We start from the raw sequence: 17,192 nt of genomic DNA, 5'->3' as shown, positions 1-17,192 counted from the left end.
AGCCCGTGATGAGGATTGAACTCATGACCTCACCCTTACCAAGGGTGTGCTCTACCACTGAGCTACACGGGCATTGATCGTGGTGGGCCGGGCCGGATTCGAACCAGCGTAGGCGTAGCCAACGGATTTACAGTCCGCCCCCATTAACCACTCGGGCACCGACCCATTAATTCCACGATTAACAATCATAGCACCCTTAGCTAAAACACACAAGTGTTTAGGGAAAAAATTTTTGAGCCATAAAATAACTCCCGTTAAAGCCATGGCTTTAACGGGAATTTTCTGATAATCTTGAAGATTACTTCAAAGCTTCTTCTTCCTTGTGGGTGAGGATCACACAGTCAGAGGTAGGATAGGCGACGCAGGTGAGGACATAACCCGCTTCAATTTGATCGTCATCTAAGAAGGATTGATCGGATTGATCAACGCTACCAGATTCAATTTTACCTGCACAGGTGGAGCAAGCTCCTGCGCGGCAGGAATAAGGTAAGTCCAGTCCTGCTTCTTCGGCTACATCGAGAATGTACTCATCATCGGGAACCTCAATTGTATGATCGCCATCGGGTGTTTTTAGGGTGACTTTATAAGTTGCCATCGGTTGTTCCTCTTAATTAAATGCTAGTGAAAGCGGCAGTCTTTACAATTGCCTCTCGCTCGTAGTCAGATTGAACGATTGGAGCGAGTTTCATTTTTGATACTACGGGAAAATCTGCCTGACTCAGCCTTGCATTAGTAATGACAGTCTTAAATAAACTTAAAATAAAATTTACTTATAGATCTAACCCGGAATTCTTGACGCTCCTTGCTCGATCTCTAGATAATTTCATCGATCTACAATCTAGCTAAACTAACCACTACTAAGCATTTGGAGCCATAATGTTAATTGTTTTTTTAGCCTTAAGCCGATTTTTGTTAAATATTAATTTAACTTATGTTTAAGATAGATGTCAATGAATTGTCTTTAACCCAGCCAAGAAATCGCTTTTCGGCACTACTGCCGGTAACACATCTAGGGAAACTATGAAAAAATATATTGACAATCAAACCAATAAATGATAGAGGGAGATAAATCCCCTGTTGCCAGGGGTAGCATCCGTTAAAACGGATGGCTAACCCTCCCTGACGACTTTATGGTTTTCGGATTGCCAGTTTTCCAGGATCTGGTTCACCGATTACCAATCACTAATTACTTATTAGGTTGGGGAGTCATGCGTAGATAGGGTTTGATTTCTTCAACTCCTTTGGGGAATTTGCTACGAGCTTCTTCAGTGGGAATAGAGGGAACCACCACACAATCGCCGCCGTCGGTCCAGTTAGCGGGGGTAGCCACTTGATAGTTATCGGTGAGCTGCAGGGAGTCGATCACGCGCAGGATCTCGTTAAAATTGCGTCCCGTGCTGGCAGGATAGGTAATGGTTAAACGTAATTTTTTGTTGGGATCGATAATAAACACCGAACGTACCGTGAGATTGTTGAGGGAATTGGGGTGAATCATGCCGTAGAGAGCCGACACTTTGCGATCGCCATCGGCGATAATCGGATAGTTAACGGTAGTGTTTTGAGTTTCGTTGATGTCATTAATCCAACCCCGATGGGATTCGGCACTATCGACACTCAAAGCGATCACTTTCACATTACGTCGCTCAAATTCTGACTTAAGACTAGCCACCGTACCTAATTCCGTGGTACAAACGGGAGTGTAATCAGCCGGGTGCGAGAACAGCACTACCCAGCTATCTCCTACCCACTGATGAAAAGAAATCAGACCTTCACTAGAATCTTGTGTAAAATCTGGAACGATATCACCCAATTGGAGAGCCATAATTGTGTCTTCCTTATAGATATTTCAAGACAAGCAACAGTCCATGATGCCATAGGAGTGCTGTTCTTCATTGATAATTTTAGGGATTTGTAATAATTGCATTAGCCATCAGCCTTTTCAGGGATCAGGGATCAGATTTGAGTTATCAGTTCACTGATCTCCCGGCTCCCCCATCACCCAACCCCCAAAATCCTTCCCCTAGTACGGCCAAATGGGTTATCGGAAATTTGGGTTGAAAACCCCGTCCTTTTAGGACGACTTTGTGCTAGAATGCTCGTAGGTTGCTGACCGTGAGAACGTGAGGAAACAAGTTAAATGTCCTACTCCGTCATCTCAAAATTTCTAACAGTCAATGGTGTTTAATTAAGTCCAAACTGTCAGAACGCCAAACAATTAAATACTGTGGGACACACAGAAATTTACGCTTGGGGAGTAGTCTTTGAGAGTGCTTGCCTTATAGGTGTAGTCTGACTAGACATGAAACTGTAAGACCAAAATTAGCTTTGCTAGTAGAGGCAAGATTCAGCCCAAGAATCTCCGCCCGAAAAGTGCGGAGAGTGTCAAGATCTGGTCTAATGGCATGATATAACTTTTTTAACTAGCTATCAGCGTTCAGCTAATAGCTAGGCTGCGGTGGCAAATCTCAACTACCCACCCTATGCCTAGTCGGAAAGCTGACGGCTTAATTTCTTGTCCTGATCGTTAATTTGCCTTGGTTTTAGGAGACCACAACTGCAATGAAGAATCTTGTTCGTCTGCTGGCGGTAATTGCCTTGATTATCGGGAGTTTTTGGGGCAAAGTTCCCGCTCAAGCTCTCAATCTTACCTCGATCACCCTTCCCTCTCATCCCGTGGCGGTCTTAAATGCGGCCGATGCCAAACTAACCACAGAATTTGGGGCGAAAATCGACCTCAATAACAGTGATATTCGCGATTTCCGGGACTTGAGAGGGTTCTATCCCAATTTAGCCGGTAAAATCATCAAAAACGCCCCCTACGAAGAAGTGGAAGATGTCCTCAATATCCCCGGACTCTCGGATACTCAAAAAGAGCGTTTACAGGCTAATCTGGAGAAATTTACCGTTACTGAGCCTTCTAAAGAATTTATCGAGGGTGATGACCGTTTTAACCCCGGAGTTTACTAAATCTAGTTAATTACGGTTTTAAAAAAATTTCTAGGTGGGCGATCGCTCACCTTTTTCAGTGATCAGCTTCTGAAGGCAAGAGGCAAAAGAAAGAATCTGGCATACTGCCCCAAGGGAAAGACTGGCGATTTTTGCCAGAGCTATAGAGAAATGGAATGCTAGAATGAATAGAATTTATCAATTCATCCCTCAATGGTCGTTTCCTCGCAACTGCCGAGTTATCAAGATGTGTTAGTGGTGGGATCGGGAGCGGCGGGATTGTATGCCGCGCTGTGTTTACCTCCTAACTTAAAGGTGGGTTTAATTACCAAAGAAGATTTAAAAACCGGGGCTAGTGATTGGGCGCAGGGGGGAATTGCGGCGGCCACGTCCCCTGAGGATGCCCCCGTTTTCCATTTAGAAGATACCCTGAAAGCTGGAGCAGGCTTATGCGATCGCTATGCCGTGCAGTTTTTAGTCGAGAAAGCCCCCCAAGCGATCGCTGATTTGCTGCGGTTAGGAGTTAGTTTTGATCGCTCCGGAGACGACTTAGCCCGTACTCTTGAGGCTGCCCACTCCCAGGCCAGGGTGCTGCACGCCGCTGATCGCACGGGGAGAGCGATCGTCAGTACCCTGATGGAAAAAGTGGTCGAACGCCCCAATATTACCATTATTCCCCAAGCGATCGCGCTGAAACTCTGGCTTGACCCGGAAGGGCAACGCTGTCAAGGTATTTGTTTACTCCATCAAGATCATCTCTGTTGGCTGCGAGCGCAAGCAGTCATTCTGGCTACGGGAGGCGGCGGTCAAGTCTACGCCCAAACCACTAATCCCGCCGTTAGCACCGGGGATGGAGTCGCCCTGGCTTGGCGTGCTGGGGCAGTGATTCGCGACCCGGAATTTTTTCAGTTTCACCCCACCGCTTTGACTGTGCCGGGGGCACCGCGGTTTTTAATTAGTGAAGCGGTGCGCGGCGAAGGAGCGCATTTAATTGATGCTCAGGGGCGGCGTTTTGCCTTCGATTACCATCCGGCAGGAGAATTGGCCCCCCGGGATGTGGTGAGTCGGGCGATTTTTAGCCATTTGCAAAAAACCTCCGACGATCCCGCCCATGCCAAAGTATATCTAGATTTAAGACCAATCGAACCGGAGCGTCTGCGTTATCGTTTCCCCAATATTATCCGCATCTGTCAAAAATGGGGCATTAATGTGCTTGAGGATGTGATTCCAGTCGCCCCCGCCGCTCACTATTGGATGGGAGGAGTGGCCACAGATTTAAACGCCCGCACTTCCCTACCCGGTTTGTATGCGATCGGCGAAGCCGCTAGTACAGGTGTCCACGGGGCCAATCGTTTAGCCAGTAATTCTCTCTTAGAATGTATTGTCTTTGCGGCAAGTTTGGCTGAAATAGGTCTGGAGCCAGAAACCTTTATTGGAGAAAGACGGGAAAAATCCTTAGAAATTGCGGAAAACTGGCAGGAAGAACAGGAAGACTGGCAAAAAGTACGGAGAGAATTACCGATTTTAATGTGGGAAAATGCGGGAATTTGCCGATTTCAAAATGAGTTAGAAATTGCTATCCTACGGGTGCAACAGTGGAAACAACAGTTACATTCCTTAAAGATGGGCCAATTTCTCCAGAATCTTCTTCCCGACAAAGGACAATTATTTTTGTGTCCCTCGGTGCAGTTAGAAATAAGAATAGCGATCGAGACATTAAATCTTCTAGACATCGCCGACTTAATTCTGGAAAGTGCCTTATTACGAGCAGAAAGCCGAGGCGGTCACTATCGGGGCGATTATCCAGAAACCGTAGCTAATTGGCAATTCCACACGACTATTCAAGGTCGAACATGGCGCAAAACGCCTGTGCAAGCTTAATTAAGCCAGTTTTTCACAGATAATCCCTAAGCTCTAAACAGTGGACTCTATCCTCGCTCCTAGGAGCCGTACTATTCGCCCCACGCTCACCGAGGGCTTTTCCCAATCATCGCGGTCTATGACCCATCTCTGGAGTTCAGTGCTTTTCATTTATGGCTTTTAGGCTATCATAACTTTTACCCCCCCCCCCTAAACAGTTACATTAATTCTATGATCAAACCCAATTTCCTATTTTTGTTAGCTATCGGTGTGAGCAGTTGGGGTCATAATTTCCAGACTTTACCCACGGCTAACGCTCAAACTCCACCTAGGTTAGAGCAACCCCAGACTGTCGCCACTTACGATCAGTTGATGAAAGCTGGTTACGAAGCTACAGCCCAAAGAAATTACCAACTCGCCTTAGAAAAATTTCAACAAGCTCTGGCACAACGTCCGAACGATACATTTGCTCAAAATGCGATCGCTAATACCCAGAAGTATCTAGGTCAAAACGCCGCGGCCGCCAACGCAGCCGCCGGAAATGAGACTTCACCAATACCGTTAATTGCTGGCTCGGCTCTGTTATCCATCGCTTTATTGGCAGCTTTACTATCGCTTTTCTTTCAATATCGTCCCAAGGGCAAAGCCTCAAAACCGCGCAAAAAGACAACTTACGTCAATCCTAAAAACCCACCCGACAACTCTTTTGAGGGCAATGGCAATTCCTTCGGTGCGGACACCAAAACCAGCAGTGAGATTAATGACAATTGGGAGGATGATTTCGCTTCTTCTTTGCCCGTACAAGCTACCTCCCGTATTCCGAACGCCGACTTAATCCTGAGTTTGATTGAAAGTCTGCGCGATGACGATCCCCGTACCCGTAGAAGGGCGGTTTGGAAACTAGCACAGATGTCTGATTCTAGGGCAATGCAGCCTTTAGTCGATAGTATGGTGGATGGGGATTCCTACGAACGCAGTTTAACCCTAGAAGCCCTCGCTCAAATCTGTACCCGCTCCCTGCGACCGATGAACCAAGCTTTGGCTATCTCTCTCCAGGATAAAAATCCACAGGTGCGGAAAAATGCCATTCGGGATTTAACCAGACTCTACGATATCATGTCTCAGATCAGTCAATTAATTTGTCATGCCCTCGATGATTCCGATGAAGAAGTGCAAGAAACAGCACGCTGGGCAATTAGACAGTTAAATCTGCAATTACCGCCCCGTTTAGATATTGCTCCCCTAGAAACCACTGGTGAACCGGAAGATGATGACGTACAGGATACTTCCTTCACTGAAACCACACCCACAGAGGTGCAAAATTGAGTCGAAAACTGTTATTTATCTCCACCCCCGTGGGATTTTTGGGTTCGGGGGGCGGCGGTGGCGTAGAATTAACTCTTTATAATCTCGCTCGCACTCTGACCAGGCAAGGCTATCTGGTGCGGGTAGTGGCTCCAGAAGCCTCGCAGTTGCATGATATTCCCTTAATCACTATAGCAGGAAATGCCCAGATTCCCGCCCAAAGTCAAGGCAGGGAAGCCCCGATTTTAATGCCCGAAAATGCCGTTTTGGCCAATATGTGGCACTACGCCCAACAGATACAAAATCAGTACGATTTAATTATTAATTTTGCCTACGATTGGCTCCCTTTTTATCTCACTCCTTTTTTTGCCACTCCCGTCGCCCATTTAGTCAGCATGGCTTCCGTTTCTTTGGCGATGGATCATATTATTGAAAAAACCTACAGCAATTTTCCCCATTTACTGGCTTTTCACACCCTCGCCCAAGCGGAAACTTTCTCCCTCTCTCCCCCCTATCGCTGTTTGGCTAATGGTTTAGACCTATCTTTGTATCAGTTTCGGGCCGATTCCTCCCCCTGTCTAGCCTGGGTGGGACGGATTGCCCCAGAAAAAGCTTTAGAAGATGCGATCGCAGCTTGTCAACAGTTAGGTGTCCCTTTACGGGTTTTCGGTCATATTTCCGATCCTCTCTACTGGCAAAATTTACAGGATACCTACAGTTTCGATTTAGTCGATTATCGCGGGTTTTTGCCCACTGAGAGCCTACAAAAAGAGCTAGGCGACTGTTTTGGCCTGTTGATGACCCCGCGCTGGGTTGAGGCTTTTGGTAACGTGGCTATTGAAGCTTTAGCCTGTGGTGTTCCCGTAGTTGCCTATCGTCGCGGTGGTCCGGTAGAAATTATCGAAGATGGAAAAACTGGTTTTTTAGTTGAACCCGATAGTATCGAGGGATTAGTTACAGGAATTAAAAATTTAGACCGGATCGATCGATATTTTTGTCGTGCAGTAGTGGAGCAAAAATATTCCCTAGAAGCTTTGGCAAATCGAGCTATTAATTGGTTTGAAGAAATTTTTTGTCAGTGAGGGAGCAGGGTTTTTAGCTGGAGTCTAATATAATAGAAGCAGCGATATGGTTCGAGAGTGCCTTTCTGTCACATACAGCAACAGAAAGGCACAAATCTTTATTTACTGGGGGTTAAAGTCATGAAAGCTTTAGTAGTTAAATCTCATCCAGTTATTTGGCTAGGTTCGCTCTGCGTAGCTTTTTTCCTAGTTCCTTGTCCTGGCCTAGCTCTGACGGTTCAAGAAGTACCCAATCCTCGACAAGTTTCCGGGGGATGGGTGACAGATAAAGCCGAGATTCTTCAACCGGAAACAGAAACCCAACTGAACCAGATGATCGCTCGGTTAGAAGCCAAAAACGGAGCGGAAATAGCAGTGGTAACTGTACCGGAAACTGCTCCCGCCGCCTCTCCTAAAGAGTTTACGACCAACCTTTTCAACTATTGGAAAATTGGCAAAAAAGGTCAAGATAACGGCGTGCTATTTTTGATTTCAGTCAAAGACCGCCGCGTAGAAATTGAGACAGGATATGGAGTAGAGGGGATTTTACCCGATGGGAAAGTTGGCAATATTATCGAGACACAGATAACGCCGCGCTTCCGGCAAAAAGATTTTGATGGCGGGACTTTGGCGGGGACAAGAGCCATAATTGTCTCCTTAGAACCATCCTTGAGTAAAGAGTTGACTCAAGATACCCCCCAGAATGATAGCCGAGGAGTACAACATTTCTGGATGTGGTTAGTTGCTCTGTGGTTGGGTTCGGTTATTTTTTACCTGATATATAGGATTAGCCTCTATCTAATTAGCGGCGGCAGTAGTTTTAGTGGTGGAGATAGCGGCGGCAGTAGTTTTAGTGGCGGAGATAGTGGTGGCAGTAGTTTTGGTGGCGGAGATAGCGGCGGCAGTAGTTTTGGTGGTGGAGATAGCGGCGGCGGTGGTGCTGGGGACAGTTGGTAATGGCTGTTTGTGATCAAACACAGTGAATCTCTGGGAAATTTTCTAAGATTAGCCATGAACGACAAAGAAATTCGCATTCCTGAAGAAATTGTGCCAGAGGTGCTAGAACTTGCCTCGCGATACTATGCTGATTACACGCAGAGCTTCGCCGAGTCGGAATTAGTAGAGGCTGCAAAAGAAGTGCGGATTCCGGCTGAATTTATCCAACAAGCGATTCGGGAAGTTCAGAGGCAACGCCAGCAAAAGTTAGAGCGACAGAAGAAGGCGACACAACAACGCCAGAGATTGCTATCTGTGGGGGTAGGTATAATAGGGGTGATTGCGCTTTCGGGAATGTGGACATATAATACCCTGGTGAGTTCTGCCTCAAGAGTAAATGCAGCCTGGGCGCAAGTGGAAAACCAAATCCAGCGGCGTGCGGATCTCATCCCCAATCTCGTCAGCGTCACACAAGCATCTGCTCAACAGGAAAAAGCCTTAGTCACCTTGCTGGTGCAATCCCGTCAGTCCTATTTGCAAGCACTAACCCCCGCACAAAAAGCCGCTGCTATTGCCAAAATCGATCAGGCGATCGCACGTTTCCACCAGTATGCCGCAACGAATCCGCAGTTACAGTCTAGCCAACTGTATATCAACCTCCAGTACGAAATGGCAGGCACGGAGAACCGCCTAGCGGTGGAACGGATGCGATACAATCAGGCGGTACAAGCTTATAACCAGCAAGTCCAAGCATTTCCCACCTCGCTCCTCGCTAAAGCTTGGGGATTTCACCAGCAGTCCTTTTTCCAGGCCACGAAATGAAACCCTGATAGTATCGAGGGATTAGTTACAGGAATTAAAAATTTAGACCGGATCGATCGATATTCTTGTCGTGCAGTAGTCGAGTAGTCCAGTTAAATCTAGCCTAACATACACTTTTCTATCGGGTTATCCCAGAAGGGTTCGGGAGCAACCACAGAGGCACAAAGAACAGAAAGTCAAACAGATTCGATATTAATTTTGCTTAGTTACTTAGATAAATTTTGCTGCTAGAGTTGATTTTAAACCCTGTATGATCTATGGCAAGATTGACCCAAGAATTGTTATGTGACGAGGCAGCTGTCTTCTCAGCTTTGGAATCTCAACATCAAGAATCTTCACTCTAAATTTTTGGACTGGGATATTCCTTAATTATTTTTGTTTATGAAAAGTTAGATGATAGCCTAAATCGTACTGCCAGTTTAAGAATTATCAGGACAATTTTTGTCAGTGCCGAAAGAACAGCCGATTTCCAGATGACTTGTGGTATCCGCAACATCTTAAACAATCAGGGAAACAAAGATGATTTAATTGCTTTTATTTTAGAGAAAAACTTACCTGTTGATGAAATGGAAGCGGCCAATATAGCTGATGAAATTCTTGTTCATCCCCTGGGGCAAGGTTTTTTAACTATTTCTAATGCCTTACAATGGAGATTACAATATACTAGGGTAATCGATCTTGCCGGTCAAGAAGAAGGATTAATAGCCATTTATAGAGAGAATTAGTGATGCAAGCTTCTCAGGTTAAAATTGAATATGGAGACTTTCAAACTCCCCCGGAGTTAACCGAAAAGATTTGTCAAAAATTATGGCAAATTCATGTTAACCCCGATGTTATTATTGAGCCAACTTGTGGTATAGGTAACTTTTTAAAAGCAGCAGCACTTACCTTTAAACAAACTGAAAAAATCCTCGGCTTTGAAATTAATCCTAATTATATCACTCAGATTAATCAAGATCGGCAAATATGCCAAGATAAAAGAATACAAGTTGAACAGAAGAATTTTTTTGATTGTGACTGGTATTCTCTGACTCAAGCATGGAAAGAGAATATTTTATTCTTGGGGAATTTGCCTTGGATAACCAACTCAAAACAAGGACTTATTAACGGAAAAAATTTACCGCAAAAAAGTAACTTTCAAGGTTATCAGGGTTTAGATGCTATCACAGGAAAAAGTAACTTTGATATTTCAGAATGGATGTTAATTAAATTGATTGAATGTCTTAATCATCGTTCAGCTTATCTGGCAATTATCTGCAAAACAGCCGTTTCTAGAAAAATTTTGAACTATATTTATACTCAGAAAATTAATCTCGTTTACTCGGCAATTTATCCGATCAATACTCAAAAATATTTTCAAGCAAATGTAGATGCTTGTCTTCTATTTTGTCAATTTGATTCTCATTCAGACAATTACTTTTGTGATGTTTTCAATAGTTTTGAAGAAGGGGAATTTCAGCGCATTGGTTATCAAAATAATATCCTAGTCAGAGATTTAAATGCTTTTACTAGATTAAAATATTTATATCATAAGCATCCTCAAGAAAAATGGCGTTCAGGAATTAAACATGATTGCTCAAAAGTCATGGAATTGCAGTTAGTTAATGGAATTTTTGTCAATGGTTTAAAGGAAGTCGTTAATCTTGAAACCACCTATCTTTATCCTCTCCTTAAAGGTTCAGATGTGGCACAAAATCGCCTAAAGGTTATCAATAAATACATTTTGGTAACTCAGAAGTTTATCGGTGAATCTACAGAAAATATACGGGATATAGCACCAAAAACTTGGCAATATTTAGTTAATCATAAAAATTATTTTCTAGACAGAAAGAGCAAAATTTATCAAAATCAGCCAGACTTTTGCATATTTGGTGTGGGTTCTTACAGCTTCTCACCTTTTAAAATCGCCATTTCTGGACTTTATAAAAAACTGAATTTTAACCTTATATTACCCTATCAAAATCAACCCGTTATTTTCGATGATACTGTTTACTTTTTAAGCTTCGATGATTTAGATACCGCTCAAAAAAACTTACAGCTTCTCAATTCTTCCCTAGGCAGAGAATTTTATTCCTCCTTGATATTTTGGGATGAAAAAAGACCGATAAAAACCCAGATTTTAAATAGTTTAAATTTATCGGTTTTAGCCGAGAATTTGAAACTATTTCAATAACTTGAACCTCCTTAATTAAGGCTAATTTAAGCAACTTATTTATCTGATTCAATTTATCTTGAACGACCGCTAGATTTTCCAATTCTTCTTTTTCTAATTTCCTGAGTAACTTTTCAGCTTTTGATTCTTCTTTTTTAATTTTTTCTTCTAGCCTTTGCCAATCACTTTTCTTTCTTGATTCACTTTCTACAATTAACCATCTTTGTTTTACTCCCCCATAATAAACTATTCAATCCTATTTGATAAATTTCATCCAAGAATCTACCAATTTTATCATCGTTTAAATATTCACTTTTAATCTCATCTCCTAATAATTTTTCTACAGCTTTGTCTTCAAAAAATTGACTAAATAGGGTTTGCGGCAAAAAGTTTGTTGGTGGGGTTAGGAGTCGGTCGTCGGTCGTCGGTCGTCAGCAGCGGGTCGTTTCAGGCTTTCTTGCCCTCTTTTTTTGTACCAGTTTATGTACTAAAAGAAGGATAATGCCAGGTTTTTGAAGGTCTTAATCCTATATTCGCAGCATGAACATCGGATTTTAACAGGTCAAAAGCCTTATTTTAAAAGGGTTTTACCATTATTCAGCAAGCCCTAAATAAATACAAGGGGTGTGACACCATTTCTAGCCCATTGAGAATCATGGCTTTTAAGACTTGTCCCGAACTAATTTTTTCTCTTTTATCAATACCTAGTTTTTCATTGATTACTTCGACTATTCCTATTTCATCAATTAGTCCTGCCACTATTCCTAAATGGTCTATATTTTTAAGTTGTATTTCTGCTGAAGCAGACATTTCTTGTGTTTTTTTTCATGATCTCAGGTTTTGGTCGAGGAATTTCTGAGTATAAATACTCAGTTAGTCTTTTCCCTTGTTTGTAACTTTTTATGTTACAAACTGAAGTGCGGAATGTAAGTTTGAATGAATTGTGGGGACAGATTACCTGACTTGACAGTAAAACAACCCCACTCGCTTTTTGTTGCTCTACTTTGGGGTAGGATTCAAGAGCGCTGTTTAGGGATAAATGACTGTTCGTCGGCGATATTGTCTAGTTTTTGAGCGTTTTTTCCAGCTGGGCTACCCTTGCTTTCTGTTGCTTCAAATCGGCTAGTTGTTTTAGCAATTGTTCTCTTACTTCATAGCGATAGGCAAAAAAATGCTCACCTATCCCTAGGGTCGCTAGATACTCTTCTAGCAGACGGGGCTTAACCCAGGCAATCACCGCCAGTTGCCACCAGAAACGGAACCGCGTCGGTCGGACAATTCCCTGCCGCCAGAGCAAGGAACGGAACAATTGCCACTGTTGCCAATCTAATTTACGGTTCGATTTGCCGCGCCATCCCCCCATGATCATGAAATGGTTGAAGGTTCGTTTCAGGTAGTTAACAGGATCGTAGATTTCCCAGAAAGCGTCGATGTATTCTTCGGTAATCTCTTCCACCGGGCGAGTTGGCTCAAAGTTCATCATGGCTCCCTGATGGACAGTGCCCATGCCATCTACCAGACGACCTTCCCGTTGCAGGCGATTCCACAGGGCGGTATTTTTCAGTGCCTGGAGCAGGCTAAACTGCCCCTGGGGAATACTCGCCTCCATAATAAAATCTTTGATCCGCTGCCCTGCGCCAGATTTCTCATTGTCAAAACCAATAATGAAGCCAGACATAATCTGCAGCCCCATGCGGGTAATTTTGTGACAGGATTCGATCAGGGATTGGCGGGTGTTTTGAACCTTGTTAATGCCCATTAAGCTATCGGTATCTGGTGTCTCAATCCCCATAAACACCAGCACAAAGCCGGCCTTGACCATTAACTCAATCAGTTCGCTGTCTTCGGCCAGATTAAGGGAAGCTTCCGTAATCAGTTTAAAGGGATACTGGTGTTGTTCCATCCAGGGGATCAACTCCCGCAGAAACACCTTGGCATTCCGCTTATTGCCAATGAAGTTGTCATCCACAACAAAAATGTAGCGCCTCCAGCCCAGTTGGTATAACGTCTCCAACTCAGCCAACATTTGTTCTGGGGTTTTGGTGCGCGGTTTGCGGCCATAGAGGTTGATGATGTCACAAAATTCGCATTGAAAGGGGCAACCGCGAGAAAACTGCACGGTAATCGCCAGATAGGCATCCAGATCTAGTAGATCATAGCGGGCGATCGGTGTCATGGTTACATCGGGTTTCTCGCTGGCTCTAAAGACACCACTCGGTTCACCCCGCTCCAGGGCCGCCAGGAACAGCGGGATTGTCAGTTCGCCTTCATCCAGAATCAGGTAATCTGCCCCAGCTTTTTGGGCAACTTCTGGATAGGAGGTGGGGTAAGGCCCGCCCACCGCCACTTTTTTACCCAACTGCAACCCTTTGGCAATCAATTCTTGAAAGTCCTTTTTCTGAATGATCATGGCGGAGATGATTACCAAATCGCACCATTCCCAATCGGAAGCCGTTTCTAATCGGACATTGCGATCAACAAACCGGATTTCCCAATCCGATGGTAACAGGGCTGCCACCGTAATTAAACCCAGGGGCGGATTGGTTGATCTTAAACCGGCTAGGTCTAAAGTCTCTTGATAGGACCAAAAGGAGTTGGGCATCAGCGGCCACAGTAATAGGGCTTTCATTCAGGTGTCTCCAATGAAGAAGCTAGATGCTTTACATACTAGCCACAAAGCCCAAGTCGATCAAGACTTTTTTTTTACTCATAAATTAGTTCTAAATATAGCATTTCCTGTTCGCAAGAGGTACATTGTTGAGGTTGAAAGGCTTAATCAGCAAAGGTTTAACTGTGCCACACAGGTGTGAGAAACGCTATAAATTGTGAAAAAATAGCTATTTTTTGGAGATTAGCACAATTAAATGAATGATGCTTGCTAAAAACTCCTGTTTTCCCATTTTTATCAATGCAATGTAGAGGCTGTTTGCCTCTTTTGGGTATTTTTGGGTAAGTTTACTAAAAAATGCTGATTCTGAAAAACCCTCTTAAAATTCGCAAGCACCGAATAGTAAGGGTTTTGTTTCAGTCACTAGGAAGTCTATTTGATCGGTAAAACACCAGTTACTAGACATCTCGACAATGACTATTTCTGGTCAGATAAACATAAGCGTAATTACACTATTTTATACCGAACCATCATGACTTAACTACCAGAAAATATAGTTTCTGTCTCTTTAATTTTGGATGATGAATAAATTAAATAACTTGTAATTATAGTCAGATTTATGACCAATATTAATTATATTCAGCTAGTTGATCCGATTAATTCTCCTCCCTTAGCAGAGGAACAATCTCGCAGATAGCCAGAAAATCAATCATCCTTGGGTGCGATTGTCTGGTTTTAACTAACTGCGGTAAAATTAACCTAAACTCTCTATCGGCAAATTCGATGACTTCCTTCACTACTTCCCTGGCTCTTTTAAGTCAATTTAAATTGGGAGATTTAAACCTAGAAAATCGTCTTGTGCTTGCCCCCATGACGCGAGCGCGAGCCGGAGAAAAACGTCTTGCTAATGAGATAATGGCCGAGTATTACCGACAAAGGGCCAGCGCGGGATTAATGATTACGGAAGCGACGGTAATTTCTCCCCAAGCTAACGGTTGGCAAAATACCCCCGGTATCTACACCGATGAACAAGCGCAAGCATGGCAAATGGTGACAAAAATCGCCCAAAGAAAAGGAACACCACTTTTTTGTCAATTGTGGCACTGTGGTCGCGCTTCTCATTCTAGTTTTCAGGAAAATGGCGCTTTACCCGTTGCCCCTTCCGCAATTAAGATTAAGGGGGAGTTGCATACACCCATCGGCAAACAGCCCTACGAGACCCCTAGAGCCTTAGAAACCGAGGAAATCCCCACAATTGTCGCCGATTACCGCCAAGCCGCTCAGAGGGCAAAATTAGCGGGGTTTGATGGCATAGAAATTCACGGGGCTAATGGTTATTTAATCGATACTTTTCTACAATCGGCCACTAATCAGCGTCAGGATAAGTACGGTGGCAGTTTGGCAAATCGCTATCGTTTTTTACAGGAAGTAGTCGAGGCAATTTTAACTGTTTTTCCCAGTCATCGGGTGGGGGTGCGTCTGTCTCCCAATGGCGTTTATAATGACATGGGTTCCGAGGATTTTCGAGAAACTTTTCTCTATGTTGCCCAAAGATTAAATGAGTACAATTTAGCTTATTTGCATCTGCTAGATGGCTTGGCTTTTGGTTTTCATGAAAAGGGTCAACCGATGCTTTTATCCGAGTTTCGGGCTGTTTTTAATCGTGCTTTAATCGGCAATTGTGGTTATACCAAAGAAACTGCTGAAGCCGCTATTCAGTTAGGAGATGCGGATTTAATTGCTTTCGGTCGCCCCTATATCAGTAATCCCGATTTGGTGGAAAGATTCGCCAATAATTGGCCTCTTAATCCCGATGCTGAGATGAAAGATTGGTATTCTTTTGACAAGGAAGGTTATATCGATTTTCCCAGTTATAAACCCTAGTTAAGTAGCTGGTTATAATTAAATTAAAAATGGATTTTAGGTTTGATCCCCCCTGCCCCCCTTGATAAGGGGGGTGCCGATAGGCGGGGGGATCTGAAAGTTTTTAATACCTACCTACTTAGGGTTTGCTGAATAAATGTGAAATGTAGGCAAAGTAAGGGTTTTGGGGCTTTTCTTCCGAAACAGGTGCAAGATTTTGAGAGAATCGTCGTTCAAAACCTTGCGTCTTCATCGGCCCGCGTTCTGTAGGGGCGAAGCATTCGGGCAATAACCTATCGGTGAAACCGGAGATTTTCTATCCGAATGCTTCGCCCGTACTTTTTCAGCAGACCCTACTTAGTATTAGATATGTGTAATTAATTGTGTCTAGCTACTTATCCATTATGTCCCAAAATTCAATAGGCGAGAGTGCCTTTTTCCCTAACCAAAAAGGAAGGCTTTTAAACCTTCCTTACCATAGAATTGGTCATTTATTGCCGTTTGCAAGCCAATACACCCAGAGAACCCACCGCTAATAAGCCTAAAAGGGTGCCTGGTTCGGGGGTTGTCTGTGTCTGGGCAGGTTGAATGGTCCAGTTAGCAGCAACTATATTACCTGATACATTGGTCAAATCGACAGAGTAGTCGAAATCATTAGTAAAGTAAACAGCATTGAACCCACTCACGAACCATGCGTTAGGTGTTTGTGTAGAATTGGTTGAGACGACATTGAGATTAGTAGCATCATACCACTCAGAAGGAACAGCCGTTAACTGTCCTGAGGCATTGGTGACAAAGCTTCCTGTGCTAACAATCAACCCATCACCCCCATTAGGATTAAAGGTGGTAACGTGGGCCCCATTACCAAAGTTGAAGGTGACAGTCACAATGTCACTGGCGTTCCATGTTTGGTTGAACAGGGAAGTTCCCCCATTGTCAAGCTGATAGGTGATAACCGCAGTATCACCGACAATAACGTTATCGACATCAGCATAGGAAACAGTATCCGTATAGGTAGCGGTAAAAATGGCGGCATGGGCGGGAATGGCAGTGAAAACGGCACAAGTCACCCCAGGAAGGCAAAGGGCTTTTAGCAGTTGATTAGTCATTTTTGATTAATTGACAAGTTAATTTCATGGCTAATAATGGGGAAAAATTGATATTTATACCCCATAAATCATTGCTTAACAGCAATAAGCAGCCTCATTCTACCCCCCCCCCCCGAATTTGTCAAGTATTCTCCGTTTTTTATTGATGAATCCGGAAAAAAGCCCATCAGGGAGAGACTGGAAGGGTTCGCCAAGGAAACATCTTAAATTAATCAGTAATGATTAAGATTGAGCTATTTTAGGGGTTAAAGTCGGTCCTTATTCCCCCCTTTATTAAGGGGCGTTAGGGGTGAGCAAAACGTCCTAATCTTAGCGCGTAGTGCTATAAAATAAGAGCATGAAAACTGACACGATTTTTTATCAACTCTTTCAATCATTCCCCTCTATCTTCTTTGAATTAATTCAACTCCCTATCACCGAAGCGAATAACTACCGCTTTGACTCAGTGGAAGTCAAACAACTTTCTTTTCGTCTTGATGGAGTCTTTCTGCCTCAAAATAATCACCCCCAGACTCCTATCTACTTCTGTG

At 43.6% G+C, this 17,192-nt stretch carries 15 protein-coding genes, 2 tRNA genes and 1 pseudogene; 10 read left to right on the top strand and 8 right to left on the bottom strand.

Annotated features, from left to right (window positions below):
* The 4 genes from H6G48_RS18885 to H6G48_RS18870 form a co-directional block, all read right to left on the bottom strand.
* A tRNA-Thr gene (locus H6G48_RS18885) sits at window positions 1–72 on the bottom strand.
* Between the two features lie 8 nt (window positions 73–80).
* Window positions 81–165 (bottom strand) — tRNA-Tyr (locus H6G48_RS18880).
* 133 nt (window positions 166–298) lie between these two features.
* Entirely contained in the window at window positions 299–595 is a 297-nt protein-coding gene (locus H6G48_RS18875) for a ferredoxin (RefSeq protein ID WP_190722832.1), read from the bottom strand.
* A 591-nt stretch (window positions 596–1,186) separates the two neighbouring features.
* A complete protein-coding gene (locus tag H6G48_RS18870) occupies window positions 1,187–1,822 on the bottom strand; it encodes a peroxiredoxin (protein ID WP_190722831.1) in 636 nt (211 codons plus the stop codon).
* A gap of 737 nt (window positions 1,823–2,559) precedes the next feature.
* Here H6G48_RS18870 and psbU point away from each other — a divergent pair.
* The 8 genes from psbU (at window position 2,560) to H6G48_RS18830 (ending at window position 11,103) form a co-directional block, all read left to right on the top strand.
* Window positions 2,560–2,967 carry a photosystem II complex extrinsic protein PsbU gene (psbU, locus tag H6G48_RS18865; protein WP_104395577.1) on the top strand — a complete coding sequence of 136 codons (408 nt, stop codon included), beginning with the start codon at window positions 2,560–2,562 and terminating at the stop codon, window positions 2,965–2,967.
* A gap of 192 nt (window positions 2,968–3,159) precedes the next feature.
* A complete protein-coding gene (gene nadB / locus H6G48_RS18860) occupies window positions 3,160–4,827 on the top strand; it encodes an L-aspartate oxidase (protein ID WP_190722830.1) in 1,668 nt (555 codons plus the stop codon).
* A 210-nt stretch (window positions 4,828–5,037) separates the two neighbouring features.
* Window positions 5,038–6,132: a HEAT repeat domain-containing protein gene (locus tag H6G48_RS18855; protein WP_190722829.1), complete on the top strand. Its 1,095-nt coding sequence runs from the start codon at window positions 5,038–5,040 to the stop codon at window positions 6,130–6,132.
* Window positions 6,129–7,193: a glycosyltransferase family 4 protein gene (locus H6G48_RS18850; protein WP_190722828.1), complete on the top strand. Its 1,065-nt coding sequence runs from the start codon at window positions 6,129–6,131 to the stop codon at window positions 7,191–7,193. Before H6G48_RS18855 ends, H6G48_RS18850 begins: the two co-directional genes overlap by 4 nt.
* A 120-nt stretch (window positions 7,194–7,313) precedes the next feature.
* Window positions 7,314–8,129 carry a TPM domain-containing protein gene (locus H6G48_RS18845; protein ID WP_190722827.1) on the top strand — a complete coding sequence of 272 codons (816 nt, stop codon included), beginning with the start codon at window positions 7,314–7,316 and terminating at the stop codon, window positions 8,127–8,129.
* A gap of 54 nt (window positions 8,130–8,183) precedes the next feature.
* On the top strand, window positions 8,184–8,930 hold the full coding sequence (locus H6G48_RS18840) for a LemA family protein (RefSeq protein ID WP_190722826.1): 747 nt from the start codon (window positions 8,184–8,186) through the stop codon (window positions 8,928–8,930).
* Window positions 8,931–9,403: 473 nt separating this feature from the next.
* Window positions 9,404–9,655, top strand: coding sequence for a type II restriction endonuclease (locus H6G48_RS25800; protein WP_199328855.1), 252 nt, complete (start codon window positions 9,404–9,406; stop codon window positions 9,653–9,655).
* 2 nt (window positions 9,656–9,657) lie between these two features.
* Entirely contained in the window at window positions 9,658–11,103 is a 1,446-nt protein-coding gene (locus H6G48_RS18830) for an SAM-dependent methyltransferase (protein WP_190722825.1), read from the top strand.
* A gap of 179 nt (window positions 11,104–11,282) precedes the next feature.
* Here H6G48_RS18830 and H6G48_RS18825 read toward each other — a convergent pair whose 3' ends face one another.
* From H6G48_RS18825 to H6G48_RS18815, 3 genes and pseudogenes are all read right to left on the bottom strand, one after another.
* Complete coding sequence (locus tag H6G48_RS18825; protein WP_190722824.1) at window positions 11,283–11,468, bottom strand: DUF4277 domain-containing protein; 186 nt, start codon at window positions 11,466–11,468, stop codon at window positions 11,283–11,285.
* A gap of 223 nt (window positions 11,469–11,691) precedes the next feature.
* Window positions 11,692–11,892: pseudogene (locus H6G48_RS18820) on the bottom strand (DUF4277 domain-containing protein); the annotation flags it as partial.
* Window positions 11,893–12,145: 253 nt separating this feature from the next.
* Window positions 12,146–13,711: a B12-binding domain-containing radical SAM protein gene (locus tag H6G48_RS18815; RefSeq protein WP_190722823.1), complete on the bottom strand. Its 1,566-nt coding sequence runs from the start codon at window positions 13,709–13,711 to the stop codon at window positions 12,146–12,148.
* Between the two features lie 762 nt (window positions 13,712–14,473).
* On the opposite strand from H6G48_RS18815, the gene H6G48_RS18810 reads away from it, so the two are divergent.
* Window positions 14,474–15,574, top strand: coding sequence for an alkene reductase (locus tag H6G48_RS18810; RefSeq protein ID WP_190722822.1), 1,101 nt, complete (start codon window positions 14,474–14,476; stop codon window positions 15,572–15,574).
* Window positions 15,575–16,044: 470 nt separating this feature from the next.
* Here the strand turns inward: H6G48_RS18810 and H6G48_RS18805 are convergent, their stop codons facing one another.
* Window positions 16,045–16,662 carry a PEP-CTERM sorting domain-containing protein gene (locus H6G48_RS18805; RefSeq protein ID WP_190722821.1) on the bottom strand — a complete coding sequence of 206 codons (618 nt, stop codon included), beginning with the start codon at window positions 16,660–16,662 and terminating at the stop codon, window positions 16,045–16,047.
* A gap of 337 nt (window positions 16,663–16,999) precedes the next feature.
* Here H6G48_RS18805 and H6G48_RS18800 point away from each other — a divergent pair.
* Window positions 17,000–17,192 (top strand): DUF2887 domain-containing protein (locus H6G48_RS18800; RefSeq protein ID WP_190722820.1); only part of this gene is annotated, 193 nt, incomplete at its 3' end.

It is taken from the genome of Microcystis flos-aquae FACHB-1344 (assembly GCF_014698375.1).
GTDB lineage: Bacteria > Cyanobacteriota > Cyanobacteriia > Cyanobacteriales > Microcystaceae > Microcystis > Microcystis aeruginosa.
The sequence above is the reverse complement of the archived record's forward strand: the minus strand, read 5'-3'. Positions and strand labels throughout refer to the sequence as shown.

Excerpts from the sequence above, each read along its gene's own strand:
- H6G48_RS18870 (WP_190722831.1), bottom strand. The coding sequence starts at position 1,822 with ATGGCTCTCCAATTGGGTGATATCGTTCCAGATTTTACACAAGATTCT.
- nadB (WP_190722830.1), top strand. The coding sequence starts at position 3,160 with ATGGTCGTTTCCTCGCAACTGCCGAGTTATCAAGATGTGTTAGTGGTG.
- H6G48_RS18810 (WP_190722822.1), top strand. The coding sequence starts at position 14,474 with ATGACTTCCTTCACTACTTCCCTGGCTCTTTTAAGTCAATTTAAATTG.
- H6G48_RS18855 (WP_190722829.1), top strand. The coding sequence starts at position 5,038 with ATGATCAAACCCAATTTCCTATTTTTGTTAGCTATCGGTGTGAGCAGT.
- H6G48_RS18805 (WP_190722821.1), bottom strand. The coding sequence starts at position 16,662 with ATGACTAATCAACTGCTAAAAGCCCTTTGCCTTCCTGGGGTGACTTGT.
- psbU (WP_104395577.1), top strand. The coding sequence starts at position 2,560 with ATGAAGAATCTTGTTCGTCTGCTGGCGGTAATTGCCTTGATTATCGGG.
- H6G48_RS25800 (WP_199328855.1), top strand. The coding sequence starts at position 9,404 with ATGACTTGTGGTATCCGCAACATCTTAAACAATCAGGGAAACAAAGAT.
- H6G48_RS18875 (WP_190722832.1), bottom strand. The coding sequence starts at position 595 with ATGGCAACTTATAAAGTCACCCTAAAAACACCCGATGGCGATCATACA.
- H6G48_RS18840 (WP_190722826.1), top strand. The coding sequence starts at position 8,184 with ATGAACGACAAAGAAATTCGCATTCCTGAAGAAATTGTGCCAGAGGTG.
- H6G48_RS18845 (WP_190722827.1), top strand. The coding sequence starts at position 7,314 with ATGAAAGCTTTAGTAGTTAAATCTCATCCAGTTATTTGGCTAGGTTCG.
- H6G48_RS18815 (WP_190722823.1), bottom strand. The coding sequence starts at position 13,711 with ATGAAAGCCCTATTACTGTGGCCGCTGATGCCCAACTCCTTTTGGTCC.
- H6G48_RS18830 (WP_190722825.1), top strand. The coding sequence starts at position 9,658 with ATGCAAGCTTCTCAGGTTAAAATTGAATATGGAGACTTTCAAACTCCC.